Origin of the sequence: Afifella sp. IM 167, assembly GCF_020144925.1 — a bacterium.
GTDB lineage: Bacteria > Pseudomonadota > Alphaproteobacteria > Rhizobiales > Afifellaceae > Afifella.
In genome coordinates, this window is the sequence record NZ_NSLC01000006.1 from 175,071 (window position 1) to 189,303 (window position 14,233).

Genomic DNA, 14,233 nt, shown 5'->3' on the forward strand with positions numbered 1-14,233 from the left:
CGTCGCGTCGTACTGATGCTGGCCGCCGGACAATTGGGCGGGAAACGAATAGGGCAGACTGGCCGTTCGGCTGCGCTAAAAATACATGCCGACAAAATAGGCGCGCATCGACGTGCGGCTCCCGTGACTTCGGGATGTGCGTGAGGTAAGCTTTGTTTATACGGCTAGGAAATCGAACTCAGAATGGTTGATCTTTCCAATATAGAAGTCGCGACCTGTATTCGGTGTGATGCGGTCAACTACAAGACTGAGTCACACAGTCATGATCAACATGCAATGATGTTACTGCCGGTAAGCAGCACTATGACTGTCAATGACGAGCATTACGGCATGCGCCGCCTATTGGAGCGCGATTATTTCTATTACGTTGAGGCGGGATTGCCCCATGACACCTGGGCAAATCGTAGCTATCAGGAACATATCGCGGTCTATTTGAATCGTGATTGGCAGAGGTTTCTATACAAACGGCACGGGCTTCAGACGCGCTCAGATCACGCCTCGGGCATTTGGGCTCTTTCCGATACAAGTCTGCACCTCGCAAAAATTATTGCTCGGAAGCATTCGGGAATCGAAGCGGACCATTTTGATCACTCCACGCGCCTCGTCGAACTCATGGCAGAGGATTGCCTGGTCAAGATGTTGACCTCAAAGCCGGAGCTGCGCGGCCATCCAGGTGAACATGGCGCTGCTATTGTGCGAGAAGCTATAGCTATTTTGCGAGCAAGCCTTGTATCACCCCCGTCACTCGACGAACTCGCTGCCGGGCTCGATATCTCCCGCCGCCATCTGACCAGATTGTTCCGCGAAAGGACCGGTCTGTCGGTTTCACAGTTCGTGCGGGCTGAACGGCATCGTGAGGCGGCGAGACTGGTTCGCGAAACGGAGTGGTCCATTCAGCAAATCGCATCGCATGTCGGCCTCGACAATGCCGCAAACTTCACCACGAGCTTTAAACGTGAACATGGCATGACGCCCAGTGATTTCCGGCTCCGAGCGCGCTTGGCTCGCCTGCAAAGTTAATGCGGCCCGGCCGCAAAGGCACGGGCAATGTGAATTCCCTTAATGTTGTCAGAATGTACAACAGGGAGACCTCACATGCTCAAACAGACATTTCTTACGGCAATGATGTTGGTTGGCGCTTTATCCGCAAGCGCCTCTGCCGACGAAAACATCACGCTTGCCACGGCGTCCTCGGGGGGATCCTACTATCCTGTCGGCGTCGCGCTTGCGACCATCGTGACCGACAAGCTGGCTGACAAAGGCATACGGCTTTCGCCAATCACGACGGCGGGGTCGGCAGAGAATGTCGATCTGGTTCGCGGCAACGAAGCGCCCATGGCCATTATGATGGGGCTCTACGGGCGAGACGGATATACCGCCTCGGGAACGCGCGAGGGCAAGCCGCCTGTTACCAATCTACGTTCCATTGCCGCCCTTTGGCAGAATTATGAGCAGTTTGTTATTCGCAAGGACAAAGTGAGTTCGGGCGATCTGTCGGACCTCACTCAGCTTGGTGCGCAGTTTTCCGTGGGTCCGAGGAACAGCGGCACGGAAGGAACCTCCAAAATCGTCCTCGGTGCCATAGGCGTTGACGTCCATCATGATTTCCTGCCGGTCAACATGAAATATGATGCTGCCGCTGAGGCTTTTCAGAACGGTCGTCTGGGCGGGCTGAGCGCTTCAGGGGGCATTCCGACGCCATCGGTTTCACAGCTTTATGTGACATCGGGAAACGATATGCAGATGCTTGAGGTCACGGACGAGCAGTTGGAAAAGATCAGCGAAGCTTCGGGCGGTCTTTTTACGCGAGCCATTATTCCCGCCGGCACTTACCAAGGGCAGTCCGAGGATATCAATACGCTTAAGCAGCCTAATTTTTTGGCGATGAGCGCAGATGTCTCAGAAGAAACTGTTTATCAGATCACTAAGACGATGTTCGAAAATCTCGACCAGTTGCGTGAAGCACACGCCGCTGCCAAAGCAATTCAGCTCGAAACGGCGATGGATGGTCTTCCAGTGCCGTTACATCCCGGCGCAATTCGCTACTACGAAGAGCAGGGTCTTACGATCCCGGACTTACTTCGTCCGTAACCCGATCAACGCACTATCCGCAACGCCAAGGCCGGGCCATGACTCGGCCTTGGTGAAACTTGGCCGGGAGGAATTATGAATTTCAGTCTTCGCAAAATCTGGGCAGTTGGCGCGCTCGCAACCATTGCGCTGCACATAGCATGCAACCTGTTTTTGATTACATCAGATACGTTCCTGAATGCTTGGCATCTCTCTATTATCCTGGTCCTTGGCTATTCGGCGTTTGCGGTCGATGGAAACCCAAGCACTTTCGCGCGCATTCGCGACTTGGTCCTTGCGGCACTGGGACTGGGCGTCGGTATTTATTTTCTGGTGTTTGAAGATGCAGTTTTCGAGCGGTTCGATCTCACTTTGATGGACCAATTCGTTGCATGGGTCGCTGTTGTTCTGGTTCTCGATCTTACGCGGCGGTACACGGGACTAGTTATCCCCATTATAGCGATCGTGCTACTCGCTTATGTCATGTATCTCGGCAAATACATGTCGGGACTGTTTTATTTTGGCGGCCTTTCGGAGTACCGAATGGCCTTCCGCGTATTCTGGCAGGATGGAGCGCTGCTGGGGTCGACGACCACCATATCGGCCACGATTATTTTCATGTTCGTGCTTTTGAGCACGCTCTTGCGCGCGGCCGGCGCCACGCAATTCTTGATTGCCGGAGCTTTGAGGCTGATGGGCAAAGTGCCGGGCGGTTCCGCTCACGTGGCAGTCCTCTCCAGCGCATTGATGGGTACGGTCAGCGGCAGCGCCGTCGCCAATGTGGCCGGCACCGGAACGATCACTATTCCGATGATGAAGCGTGCGGGTCTGTCCAAGGAGTTCGCTGGTGGCGTTGAGGCAGCAGCCTCCACTGGTTCACAGCTCGTTCCGCCAATCATGGGTGCCGGGATATTCATAATGTCTGACTGGATTGGCGTGCCGTACACGGAATTGGTTCTAATCTCAATCATCCCCGCCATCCTCTATTTCTTTTCAATTTCACTGAACATTCACCTCACCCTTACGCGGGAAGGAAAGCTGCAGGCTCTCGCAGATGAAGGGGAGCTCGTGTCCGTGAGTTGGATTCAGGGTGTCGCCTTTCTTGCGCCCATTGCTCTATTAATCTTTTTGCTCGTGAGCGGATATAGCCCTGTCTACTCGGCTGGATGGGCGTGCGGTGCGGTGGTTCTGACCAGCCTACTGACCAAGAATCCGCTTTGGCCGACCAAATGGCTCGAAATCGCGACTGAGACCCTTCAAACGATGATTCCGACAGCGATTGTGCTGATCTGCGCGGGCCTTATCGTTGTGTCGGTCGAGACGTCCGGGCTCGTCGTTGCGATGGCCCAGTCACTGGCTGCGTTGGGTGGCGGAAATGTTCTGATCGTTATTGTGCTCATCGCTATCATATCGCTTTTCCTCGGGATGGGCCTGCCCGTGACGGCCTCCTATATCGTGGTCGCGAGTTTTGGCGCCCCCGCCCTGATAGAACTGGGCGTGTCGCCCGTTGCGGCGCACATGGCGATTTTCTGGCTGAGCCAGGACTCATTGCTGACCCCCCCGGTTTGTCTTGCAGCATTCGCTGCAGCCGGTATTGCGGGCGGCAATCCCGCCAAAACCGGGGTGAAGGCGATGGTTCTGGGCAAGGGACTCTACATGATTCCGCTGCTGTTCGTCTTCCATGGCTTGCTGTTCGATCAGGGTTCGGCTGCTGCGATGACCGCAGTAGCGGTGGGATTCGGAGCGAGTTTGTTCGTGGCGATGTCGTTCTCTGGAATGGCGTTTGAGCGCCTCAGCATGCCTGCGCGCATCGTAATTGCTGCATCTGCCGTGTTGGTGTTGTGGCCCTTGTGGCAAATGCAGCTTGCGGGAGCTGTTTTGGCTGTCGGGGCGCTCGGGTTGAACACCGTCTACCGGCGGCGGTTTGCCACCAACAATATATAACAGGAGGTCAGTATGCCGACCGTAAGTTTAGTCCGGGTTTTTCCAGCAAGCCCGAAGGGGGGGAATCCTGCGCCAATTGTTCTCGATGCCGAGTGCATGTCAGCCGATGAAATGCGCGAGGTTGCAAAGTGTTACGGACATGAATGCGGTTTCGTGGTGTCCTCGACGCCCCAGGGTGATGCCGATTTCCACTTCCGCTATTTTGTGCCCAATCACGAAATGGAAATGTGCGGACATGCAACCATAGGCGCTCTTTGGATGCTTCGTGAGGCAGGTCGCGTGGCCAAGCCGCGCGTCTCAATCAAGACGCTGAGCGGCCAGGTTGCTGCTGTGGTGCCGCCAGCGGGTCCGATTGCGGTATCTCAGCCCGTTGGCAGGATTGCGGAACTCACTGCTGATCAATCAGGTTTAGTGCGATCTGTTCTCGGCATTGCGGAAGGGGATCTTGCGCAGCCGCACCTTCTCAACGCCGCGACAAGCCGGGTGAAGACGCTCGTCGCGCTGAACAGCATCGAGCACCTGCATGCGCTTGCGCCTGATTTCGACCGAATGCAGCGGATATGCGACCAGATCGGCTCAACCGGGCTGTACCCTTTCGCTCTGGATCAGGTTTCAGGCGTTGCGCACGCGCGCCAGTTCCCAAAATCCTCCGGATATCCGGAGGATGCGGCCACCGGCATTGCCGCATCGGCTCTGGTCTTCGGCATGCTCCATTGGGGACTGGCCAATCCAGCGGAAACCGTGACCGTTCGGCAGGGCGAGGCCATGGGCAGGGCTTCGGAAATTCTGGTGAGTTTCGAGCGCAGCGGATCAGCCGTAACGGGCTGCTGGATAACGGGTTCGTGCACGGTCGATGAAAGCGAAGATCTGGAGAGCGTCAGCTGAAATGGGTAAGATTGAGCAAAAGCTTGCGGACCTCAAACTGGAATTGCCTGAGACGCCGAAAGCCAACGGTCTTTACGAAATCTATCGGATCGAAACTGGGGTTGTATATACCTCGGGACAGCTTTCCCGCGTCGGCGAAGACGTCATCTCAGGTTGCCTTGCCGAAGGAGACGAATTGGACCTCGCATGGAAGGCTGCGCGCATTTGCGTCTTGCGGTGTCTTGCTGTGGTCAAGGCAGCCGTGGGTGATTTGGACAAGGTCGACCGCATCATTTCAGTCCGGGGATTTGTGTCGTCGCACCCTGGATTTACGGTTCATTCGAAAGTGCTTGATCCTGCGTCTCAATTGCTTCTCGACCTTTTCGGTAAAGCGGGTCGGCATGTCCGCACAGCTGTCGGGGTCTCCAGTTTGCCATCCGGCGGGCTTGTCGAGATGGAATTGAGTGTGCGGCTAAGAAGCTAAGTCGGCGCCCAACGCTTTGGTATGTCATTTCTATAAATGCTCAGAATGCCCCAGCTTTCAGAAATCCGCTACTTCGTAGCCGCTGCTGAGAACGGAAGCCTGCGAAGGGCGGCCGAGACGCTCGGAGTTGGGCAGTCTTGCGTCAGCCGCAAGATCATGCGTCTGGAGGATAAGCTCGGGGTCTCGCTGCTCGAGCGCAGCAATACGGGTGTCCGGCTCACCAATGCGGGGCAGCGTTATCTGGAGGAGGTGCAGTCCGCACTACAGCAGCTAGACCAGGCACGGCGCGCGGCTCATTCAGCAGGCCGCGCCGAAGCGGGGAACGTTCAGCTTGGCGTTCTGACGTCGCTCGCCGGCGGGTTTCTGCGCAAACTGGTCATCGCCTATCAAAATGAATATCCGCAGGTCCGGGTCGATGTTCACGATGGCGGGCGGGACGAGCACATCGCTGCGCTTCGAGCGCGTGAACTGGACATCGCTTTTGTTCCTGGCGAGTGCGAGTCCCGGAACTGCGAATGCGCCGAGCTTTGGTCGGAACCACTCCATATTGCCTTGCCGAAGGGACACAGGCTTGCCGAACGCGGCACGCTTGAATGGTCGAATGTTCGTGGCGAGAAGTTCATCACGAGTAAGATGCCGCCAGGTCCGGAATTCCATGACTGCCTCTTGCGACGTCTCGCAAGCCTTGCCATCCAAGTAGAGATCGAGCCTCGGTGCGTAGGTTTCGAGACGTTGATGAATCTCGTCAGTCTCGGGCACGGTCTGACGGTCACGACAGCAGCGTGGTCACATGTGATCCTTCCGGACCTCGTGCTGCGACCCTTGATGGGCAAGGATGACGTCTTGCCCTTCAAGGCGATCTGGCTGGCCGAGAACGACAATCCGGCGCTGCGCTGTTTGGTCAGCACGGCTCACGTTCTGGCCGGCAGGGTGCGGCGCGGCAATTCCGATTGGTTGTCTCGCCAGATCAGTTCTGACGAGGCGCCCGGCTCGACTTCCGCAGACGCGCGAAGGCGCGATCCGTCGCCATGAACCTCCGCAGCATCGGTGCGATCAGCCGCGCCGGTTCAGGGGCCGCCTCGCCGGAGTCGCGGGCCATCACATCGGCATAAGCGACAAGATCACGATGAACCTCGGCGGGAAGTTCGAAGGTAAGCTTGACCGGCTTGTCGTCGGGAATGGCGGAGAGCTTCAGTTTCGTGGTCATGGCTCAGCCTCGATAGGGTTCCAGGACGAGATCGCGTGTGACGATGACGCGCATCGGGAAGCCCGGCCTGATCGTCAGCGTGGGCGGGATTTGCAGTTGGCGCTGGATGATCTGCTGGCCGGCGTCGTTGATCGTGTCCTGCGCGCCGTTGCGGATGGCCTGGACCAGGCGGTCATCGTCATCCATGGTGATTTCCGCCCCGACCGCGAGCAGGGTCGACAGCCCGGCAGCTTTCGCCAGATCCCACCAGTGATGATCGACGCCATCCTCTAGGCCGGCAAAGCCTTCGGTATCGGCACCCGGTTGCCGCTCGAGCACGATGGAGCGGCCGTTCGGGAAGATCAGCCGGTTCCAAACAAGCAGAACTCGGCGCTGGCCGAAGCCGACATCGTTGGAGTATTCGCCAATGATGCGCGTGCCCTGGGGGATGAGCAGGATTTGGCCGGTCGGGCTATCGTAGATGTGCTGGGTGACCTGCGCGGTGATCTGGCCGGGGAGGTCGGAGCGAATGCCGGTGACAAGCGCGGCAGGAATTACCGAACCGGCCTGAAGAATATAGGGCGAGGCCGGCGGCAGGACGCGATCGGGCGCGACCGTTTGGCGGTCGGTCGCGGCATTCAGAAAGGCGTGTTGACGATCCTGGGCCGTGGTCGCGGGTTGTTGACCGGTGAGATCGAGCCCGAGAGAGTTCGGAGCCGCGGCGTCAACGGGTCTGTTCTGGGCGATAGAGCCGGTCTGGAAGAAGAGGCGGCTGGTCCGTGCCGCCTCGGCCTCGGCAAGCCGGCGTTGCTCATCGGGATCGGTCGCGGTCGGTGCGATGACGGGAGGCGCGACCGGTTGGCCTCGTTCCTGGGCGTCGAGGATCGGCCGGCCGAGATCGCCCGGCAAGGGTGGGCCAAGGACCGGCCCGGTATAGTCGCGCGGCAGGTCCTCCAGCCCTTTCGCCGTCCGGCGGTTGTCGGTCGTATAGAGCTCTTCGCCACCGGATCCGGAATCCGGCGGACGTAGCGCATAGATCAGGGCTCCGCCAATTCCGAGCGAGACGACCAGGCCGGCTGCCGCTAAGGTCCGCCGCGACAGGCGGGTGACTTGTGGCGGCTTGGCACGCAAGCGCATGGCGGCGGCTGCCTCGGTCGAGGAGCCGGTGAGCCCCGGTTCGCTCTTTGCGGTGTTGTTATCACTCATGACCCTGGTCTCCCGTCGGTTCTTACGATCCTGACCACCTGCTGTTCGCGGCCGCTGCCGAGACGCAGCTCGGCAGCGGCGAAGATGCGGTCGACAATCAGGATGTTTTGATAGATGCGGCTGTTGACGATCTGCGCCTCGCCATCGGAGCCGAGCACGAAAAGGGGAGGCATTTCGCCTTGGACGATGCCGCGCGGGAACTGGATGTAGACCCGGCGCCCGTCATCGAAGACGGAAACCGGCCGCCAGGGCGGCGTGTCCCCCGTCAACCCGTAACGATAATGGCGCGCGCTCATGACCGGAATCGTCGGCCGGGCGGGTGTGGCTTGGCGCTGCGTCGCTGGTCGCGCCGGATAGGCCCAGGCGACGGCTGGCATGTAGGGCTCTTCGCCGGCGCGCAACTCGATCATGTAGACACGCCGGTCCGTACTGATGACGAGATTGGTCGTGATATCGGGACGTGTCGGCTTGACGAGGATATGGACGCGGCGCATGTGGCCGTTGCCGCTTTCCGTATCACCGATGATCCAGCGCGCGGTGTCGCCGGCCGCGATCGGTCCGCCGCCGGTCAGGCTCTCACCGGGCTCGAGCGCGATATTAGTGATCTGGCCTGGTGCGGCGTAGACCTGATAGAGCGCCCCCTCGCTCCAGGGATAGATCTGGATGGCGTTGAAATACCCTTCGCGCCTCGGTTCGATCCGAGCGGCGGCATTGGCGTTCTCGACGCGGCCGGTCGATGTCGTTGCGGTATCCCCACCATGGGCCGGCGTCCATGCCGGTGGGACGTGAAGCGGTTTGGGAGCTTCCTCCGTCGCTACCGCCGGCACCGATGGCAAGGGGGGCACGTCGCTGTCGTAGCTGATTTCCGGGGGCCTGAAGGTGGCGCAGCCGGACAGCGTGGATACGGAAATAAGCAGAACCGCGAAAGAGGCTTTGCACGAAACCGCCCCTCCGGCTTTACGGAAAAGCGGCACTGTCATTGTCCGAGCTCCTTGGACCAGTTGATGGCGTTGACGTAGATTCCGAGCGGGTTTTTGCGCAGGCGTTCGGCGTTGCGCGGCGGCTGGATGACGATCGTCAGGATCGCGGTCCAGCGCTCGGTCGCGGAAAGCTGGCCGTTCTCATAGTGGCGCTCCGTCCAGGCGACGCGGAAGCTGTTCGGCGACGCACGGATGACGCTGGAAACCTCGACGGCCACCTGTTGCTCGCCAACCTTGGTGAAGGGATCGTTGGCGCGGGCATAGTCGTTGAGCGCCACCGCTCCGCGGTCGGTGGTGAAGTCATAGGCGCGCAGCCAGTTCTGGCGCACGATGATCGGGTCGGCGGGAATGGCCCGGACGTTCTCGATGAAGCGGGCGAGGTGGAACGCGAGTTGCGGGTCGGTCGGTTCATAGTCGGCCGCGGCCGGCGCTACGGCCTGCGCCTCGCCGTGCGCGTCGACCTGGACCACCCAGGGCACCACCGTGCCGCGGGTCGATTGCCAGACCAGCGCCGAGGCGAAGCCGGTCGTCAGGATGAGGCAACCAAAGGCCATGAGCCGCCAGTTCCTCGCCTGCACGCGGGCGGAGCCGATACGCTCGTCCCAGACCTGCGCGGCCTTCTGATAAGGGGTCTCGGGTTCCGGCGTCTTGCCGTAATGGGTTGCGGTTCGTTTGAACATCAGCGGTCACCTTCGGAGAGATCGATGGAGGAGCCGCCGCCATGGGCGTCTCCGGAACGGATGGAATGAGCGGCGGCAGAGGCGCTGTGGCTGACGCGCTGGGCGCGTTTCATGCGGCGCGCCCAATCGGGCATGTCGGCTTGGCTGCTGACACGAGCGGCAGCGGTCCCGCCGCTAACCGCGCCGCCGGTCGCCGCGATGGCGGCACGACCACCTTCGGCGTAACTCTGGCTCATTCCGGCAGAGGCGCGACGGAGGGGCGATGTCATGGCTCCGCCTGCTGACTTCGCGACACCGCCGAGACCGGCCGCGACGCCGGAAGCGCCTGACTGCCCACTTGAAGCGAGCGAATAGGAGGTCGCGGCACCGCCCGCCAGGGCGGCGCTTCCACGGGCCGCGCCTGAACCGGCGGCTAGCGCTGCGGATCCACCTCTCGCGGCAAGGGCTCCACCGGCCACCATCATCCCGCCCGCGGCGAGACTGGTGCCGACGGCGGAACCAGCCCCGAGTTGCGGCCCGCCGGAGACGATGCCGTTGGCGATGCCTGGGCCGAATATGCCGAGGCCGAGAAGCGAGAGGGCCGCGAGCACGATGGCCATTGCCTCGTCGATCGTCGGCTGGTCGCCGCCGAAACCGCCGGTGAACTCGGAGAACAGGGTCGAGCCGATGCCGATGATGACGGTGAGCACCAGCACCTTGATGCCCGACGAGATGACGTGGCCGAGCACGCGCTCGGCCATGAAAGCTGATTTGCCGAAGAGACCGAAGGGAATGAGCACGAAGCCGGCGAGCGTCGTCAGCTTGAACTCGATCAGCGTGACGAAGAGCTGGATGGCGAGGATGAAGAAGGCGAGCAGGACCAGCGCCCAGGCGAACAGCAGGCAGGCGATCTGGATGAAGTTCTCGAAGAAGGCCCAGTAACCCATCAGGTCGGAGATGGATTCAAGCAATGGCCGGCCGGCCTCCAGCCCGGTTTCGGCCACCGCGCCCGGGCGCAGCAGGTCGGTCGCGGAAAAGCCGGTGCCGCTCGCCAGAAGACCGAGGCCCGCGAAGCTTTCGAAGACGATACGGGCGAGGTTGTTCCAGTTGGAGATGATATAGGCGAAGGCGCCGACGAAGAGCGTCTTCTTGACCAAACGTGCAATGATGTCGTCGTCCGCGCCCCAGGACCAGAACAGCGCCGCCAGAGTTACGTCGATGACGATCAGGGTCGTCGCGATGAACGCCACCTCGCCACCGAGCAGGCCGAAGCCGGAATCGATATAGGAGGTGAAGACCTGCAGGAAATGGTCGATGACGCCGGTATCGCCCATGGCGTTACTGCCTCTCCGTTTCGGTGCCGAGGAAGCGCCGCCGGTTCTCTGACCACGCCGCGAGACAATGCCGATCGCGGATCGCCGCTTCGCCGAGCCGCTGGCAGCGCCGCAGTTCCCGGCGGGCTGGGTCGTCATTGGATGCGCCGGTTGCAGCCGGTGCGGACACCGCGTCCGATCGCGGCTTCGGTTCCCGGGTTAGTTCGAGCGCGGTCGCCGTGATGGCGACCGCGACGAAAACGATGGCGCCGATGCGCGCGAGGGTCTTGCCGTTCATCTCACGCGCCTCAATTGCCGCCATTGAACATCTGGGCGTTGCCCGGCTGGTAGCCTGAACCCGGCGTGAGGAAGCGGCGGCGTTGCTCACGCCCCTGTTCGGCGGCGGCGGTCCGCTCGGCGTCGGCAAGCGCCTGTGCCCGTCCGTTGGCGGCGACGACGGCGGTCAGATCGACGAGCTGCTGGCCCTGCAGGGCGAGAAGCTGATTGCCGGCCTGAGCCGCCTGCAAGGCCCCGGTCGCGCCCTGGCTGCGGCCGATCAACTCGCTCATCTGGGTGCGGTTGGTGTCGATATTGCCGATCACACCGGCCTGCACACGCATCGCGTCCTGAAGGCCGGCGACGGTGTTTTCCCAGCGCTCGCGGGCGCCGGCGATCAGGTCCTGGTCGGAGGCCGAGAGCTGGGCATCGCCATAAGTGGTCTGAAACGCCTGATCGATCTGCTGAACGTCGAAGGCGATGCGCTGGGCATCGTTCAGAAGCTGCTGGGTGCGCTGGACGGATTGCTGAAGCTCCTGCAGCGCCGAGAATGGCAGGCTCGCGAGGTTGCGGGCCTGGTTGATCAGCATCTGCGCCTCGTTCTGCAGCGAACTGATCTGGTTGTTGATCTGTTCGAGCGCCCGGGCAGCCTGAATGATGTTCTCGGCGTGATTGCTCGGATCGTAGACGATGTCACCAAAGCCGAAGAGCGCATAGGCGGGCGGCGCCGTCAGGGGCGAAACCGCGATGGGCAGTGACAGAACGGATGCAGCGATCAAGGTCGCGCGGGTACGACGGAAGGTCATTGTGGTGTCTCCATGTTGTTGAGGGTGGGGATGAGATCGGCCGCCCAGCCGATGTCGCGGGCGCGCAGCCAGGCGTCCGTGAACTGCTCGCGGCCGTGTTCGGCGAGGAGCTTTTCGAGGGTGGCGTGATCGGCTTTCGATGACGCGCCGCAGAAGGCGAGTGCGACCTCACCGAGGGCGAGTTCGAACAGGCGGTTGCCGGCGCGGGACTGGCAGTAATAGTCGCGCTTCGGCGTCGCCCGGGCGAGGATCTCGATCTGCCGGTCGTTGAGGCCGAAGCGCCGATAGATCGCGGTGATCTGCGGTTCGATGGCGCGCTCGTTCGGCAGCAGTATCCGGGTCTGACAACTCTCGATGATCGCCGGCGCGATCGCGGAATTGTCGACGTCGGAGAGCGATTGCGTGGCAAAGACGACGGAAGCATTCTTCTTGCGGAGCGTCTTCAGCCATTCGCGGAGCTGGCCTGCAAAGCCCTCGTCGTCGAGCGCCAGCCAGCCCTCGTCGATGATCAGGAGGGTCGGTCGCCCGTCGAGTTGCGCCTCGATGCGATGAAAGAGATAGGCCAGAACAGCGGGTGCCGCACCGGTTCCGATGAGGTCCTCGGTCTCGAAGGCCTGCACCGGTGCTTTGCCGAGGCGTTCGCTCTCGGCATCGAGCAGCCGGCCATAGGGACCGCCGACGCAATAGGGCTGCAGGACGCGCTTCAGGTCTTGCGACTGCAACAGGACGAAAAGCCCAGTCATGGTGCGTTCGTCGACTGGGGCGGAGGCGAGCGAGGTGAGCGCGGCCCAGAGATGCTCGCGCACCTGGGGATCGACGGTCAAGCCTTCCCGGCGCAGGATGTTGATGATCCAGTCGCCGGCCCAGGCGCGCTCGGGGACATCGTGGATGCGTGCCAGCGGCTGCAGGGCGACGCTATCCTCGATGCCATCCGTCAATCCGCCACCGAGATCGTGCCAATCCCCGCCCATGGCGAGCGTAGCGACCCTGATCGATCCCCCGAAATCGAAGGCGAATATCTGGGCTTGCGCGTAGCGGCGGAACTGCAGCGCCATCAGCGCCAGCAACACGGATTTCCCGGCGCCGGTCGGGCCGACCACCATGGTATGGCCGACATCGCCGACGTGAAGGGAAAACCGGAACGGGGTCGAGCCTTCGGTCTTGCCGAAGAGCAGAGGGGGTGCCGCAAGGTGCTCGTCCCGTTCCGGCCCCGCCCACACCGCCGAGAGCGGGATCATATGGGCAAGGTTGAGGGTGGAGATCGGCGGTTGCCGGACATTGGCGTAGGCATGGCCGGGAAGGCTGCCGAGCCAGGCTTCCACCGCGTTGACGGTCTCCGGCATCGCCGTGAAGTCGCGTCCCTGGATCACCTTCTCGGCGAGCCGCAGCTTTTCGTCGGCAATGCGCGGATCCTCGTCCCACACCGTCAGCGTCGCGGTCACATAGGCCTGTCCGGCGATGTCAGCGCCAAGTTCCTGCAAGGCCTCGTCGGCGTCCGCGGCCTTGTTCGCGGCATCGGTGTCGACCAGCACGGACGCCTCGTTGGTCATTACCTCCTTGAGAATGGCGGCGATCGACTTGCGCTTGGCGAACCATTGCCGACGGATGCGCGTGAGAAGACGGGTGGCATCGACCTTGTCGAGGAGGATGGCGCGGGTGGACCAGCGATAGGGGAAGGCGAGCCGATTAAGCTCGTCGAGAATGCCGGGTGTCGTCGCGCTGGGGAAGCCGATGATGGTGAGAACGCGCAGATGGACCTCGCCCAGCATCGGTTCGAGACCGCCGGTGAGCGGCTGATCGGAGAGCAGCGAGTCGAGATAGATCGGGGTCTCGGGCACGCGCACGCGGTGCCGGTTGATCGATACTGTCGCATGCAAATAGGTCAGGGTCTCGGCGTCATTGAGCCAGGAGCATTCGGGCATGAAGCCGTCGAGCAGGGCCAGGACCCGCGCGGTGCGATCTATGAAACCCTGAAGCTGCTCGCGGGCATTGGCATCGCCACCGCGTTCCCGGCCCTCATAGAGAAAACGCTCCGAGCGCGAAGCATCCTCGGCCGGCGGCAGATAAAGAAAGGTCAGGTAGTAGCGCGACTCGTGATGTCCGCCTTCCTCCTCGAACATTGCTCTGCGCTCGGCATCGACGAGCGCCGCTGCCGGATCTGGAAAGGTGCTTTCCGGATAATCGCGGGCGGGCGCGCGCATCGCCTCGACGAAGATCGCCCAGCCAGAACCGAGACGGCGAAAGGCGTTGTTGAGCCGTCCCGCGACGGCAACCAGTTCGGCCTGAACCGCGCTGTCGAGGTCAGGTCCCCTAAAACGGGCGGTGCGCTGGAACGAGCCATCCTTGTTGAGGACGACGCCTTTGCTGACCAAGGCCGCCCAGGGGAGGTAGTCTGCGAGCCGGGTAGAGGTGCGGCGATATTCGATGAGGTTCATCATGGGGATC

At 61.5% G+C, this 14,233-nt stretch carries 14 protein-coding genes; 6 read left to right on the top strand and 8 right to left on the bottom strand.

The genetic code is table 11. The features are described from left to right. The first annotated feature begins 183 nt into the window (after window positions 1-183). From CLD20_RS12570 to CLD20_RS12595, 6 genes are all read left to right on the top strand, one after another. Window positions 184-1,020: an AraC family transcriptional regulator gene (locus CLD20_RS12570; RefSeq protein ID WP_224406991.1), complete on the top strand. Its 837-nt coding sequence runs from the start codon at window positions 184-186 to the stop codon at window positions 1,018-1,020. 75 nt (window positions 1,021-1,095) lie between these two features. Beyond that, entirely contained in the window at window positions 1,096-2,091 is a 996-nt protein-coding gene (locus CLD20_RS12575) for a TAXI family TRAP transporter solute-binding subunit (protein WP_224406992.1), read from the top strand. A 75-nt stretch (window positions 2,092-2,166) separates the two neighbouring features. Beyond that, complete coding sequence (locus tag CLD20_RS12580; protein ID WP_224406993.1) at window positions 2,167-4,014, top strand: TRAP transporter fused permease subunit; 1,848 nt, start codon at window positions 2,167-2,169, stop codon at window positions 4,012-4,014. 12 nt (window positions 4,015-4,026) lie between these two features. Next, the gene (locus CLD20_RS12585; RefSeq protein WP_224406994.1) at window positions 4,027-4,899 is read left to right on the top strand and encodes a PhzF family phenazine biosynthesis protein; all 873 of its coding nucleotides are present in this window, start codon (window positions 4,027-4,029) and stop codon (window positions 4,897-4,899) included. A 1-nt stretch (window position 4,900) separates the two neighbouring features. Further along, the gene (locus CLD20_RS12590; RefSeq protein ID WP_224406995.1) at window positions 4,901-5,362 is read left to right on the top strand and encodes a RidA family protein; all 462 of its coding nucleotides are present in this window, start codon (window positions 4,901-4,903) and stop codon (window positions 5,360-5,362) included. A 45-nt stretch (window positions 5,363-5,407) separates the two neighbouring features. After that, a complete protein-coding gene (locus CLD20_RS12595; RefSeq protein ID WP_224406996.1) occupies window positions 5,408-6,394 on the top strand; it encodes a LysR family transcriptional regulator in 987 nt (328 codons plus the stop codon). On the opposite strand, the gene CLD20_RS12600 is transcribed toward CLD20_RS12595, so the two are convergent. The 8 genes from CLD20_RS12600 to trbE are packed head-to-tail and all read right to left on the bottom strand — an operon-like array spanning window position 6,330 to window position 14,226. Next, the gene (locus CLD20_RS12600) at window positions 6,330-6,569 is read right to left on the bottom strand and encodes a DUF2274 domain-containing protein (protein ID WP_224406997.1); all 240 of its coding nucleotides are present in this window, start codon (window positions 6,567-6,569) and stop codon (window positions 6,330-6,332) included. The genes CLD20_RS12595 and CLD20_RS12600 overlap by 65 nt on opposite strands. 3 nt (window positions 6,570-6,572) lie before the next feature. After that, window positions 6,573-7,754, bottom strand: a complete 1,182-nt coding sequence (locus CLD20_RS12605; RefSeq protein ID WP_224406998.1) for a TrbI/VirB10 family protein — start codon at window positions 7,752-7,754, stop codon at window positions 6,573-6,575. Next, window positions 7,751-8,734 (bottom strand): P-type conjugative transfer protein TrbG, encoded by a 984-nt coding sequence (gene trbG / locus CLD20_RS12610; protein WP_224406999.1) that lies wholly within the window; start codon window positions 8,732-8,734, stop codon window positions 7,751-7,753. Before trbG ends, CLD20_RS12605 begins: the two co-directional genes overlap by 4 nt. Then, complete coding sequence (trbF, locus tag CLD20_RS12615) at window positions 8,731-9,414, bottom strand: conjugal transfer protein TrbF (RefSeq protein ID WP_224407000.1); 684 nt, start codon at window positions 9,412-9,414, stop codon at window positions 8,731-8,733. The genes trbG and trbF overlap by 4 nt, the downstream gene beginning before the upstream one ends. Next, entirely contained in the window at window positions 9,414-10,727 is a 1,314-nt protein-coding gene (trbL, locus tag CLD20_RS12620; protein ID WP_224407001.1) for a P-type conjugative transfer protein TrbL, read from the bottom strand. Before trbL ends, trbF begins: the two co-directional genes overlap by 1 nt. 4 nt (window positions 10,728-10,731) lie before the next feature. After that, on the bottom strand, window positions 10,732-11,004 hold the full coding sequence (gene trbK-alt / locus CLD20_RS12625) for a putative entry exclusion protein TrbK-alt (RefSeq protein WP_224407002.1): 273 nt from the start codon (window positions 11,002-11,004) through the stop codon (window positions 10,732-10,734). Window positions 11,005-11,014: 10 nt separating this feature from the next. Next, window positions 11,015-11,788 carry a P-type conjugative transfer protein TrbJ gene (trbJ, locus tag CLD20_RS12630; protein WP_224407003.1) on the bottom strand — a complete coding sequence of 258 codons (774 nt, stop codon included), beginning with the start codon at window positions 11,786-11,788 and terminating at the stop codon, window positions 11,015-11,017. Continuing rightward, window positions 11,785-14,226, bottom strand: a complete 2,442-nt coding sequence (trbE, locus tag CLD20_RS12635) for a conjugal transfer protein TrbE (RefSeq protein WP_224407004.1) — start codon at window positions 14,224-14,226, stop codon at window positions 11,785-11,787. Before trbE ends, trbJ begins: the two co-directional genes overlap by 4 nt. Window positions 14,227-14,233 lie beyond the last annotated feature (7 nt).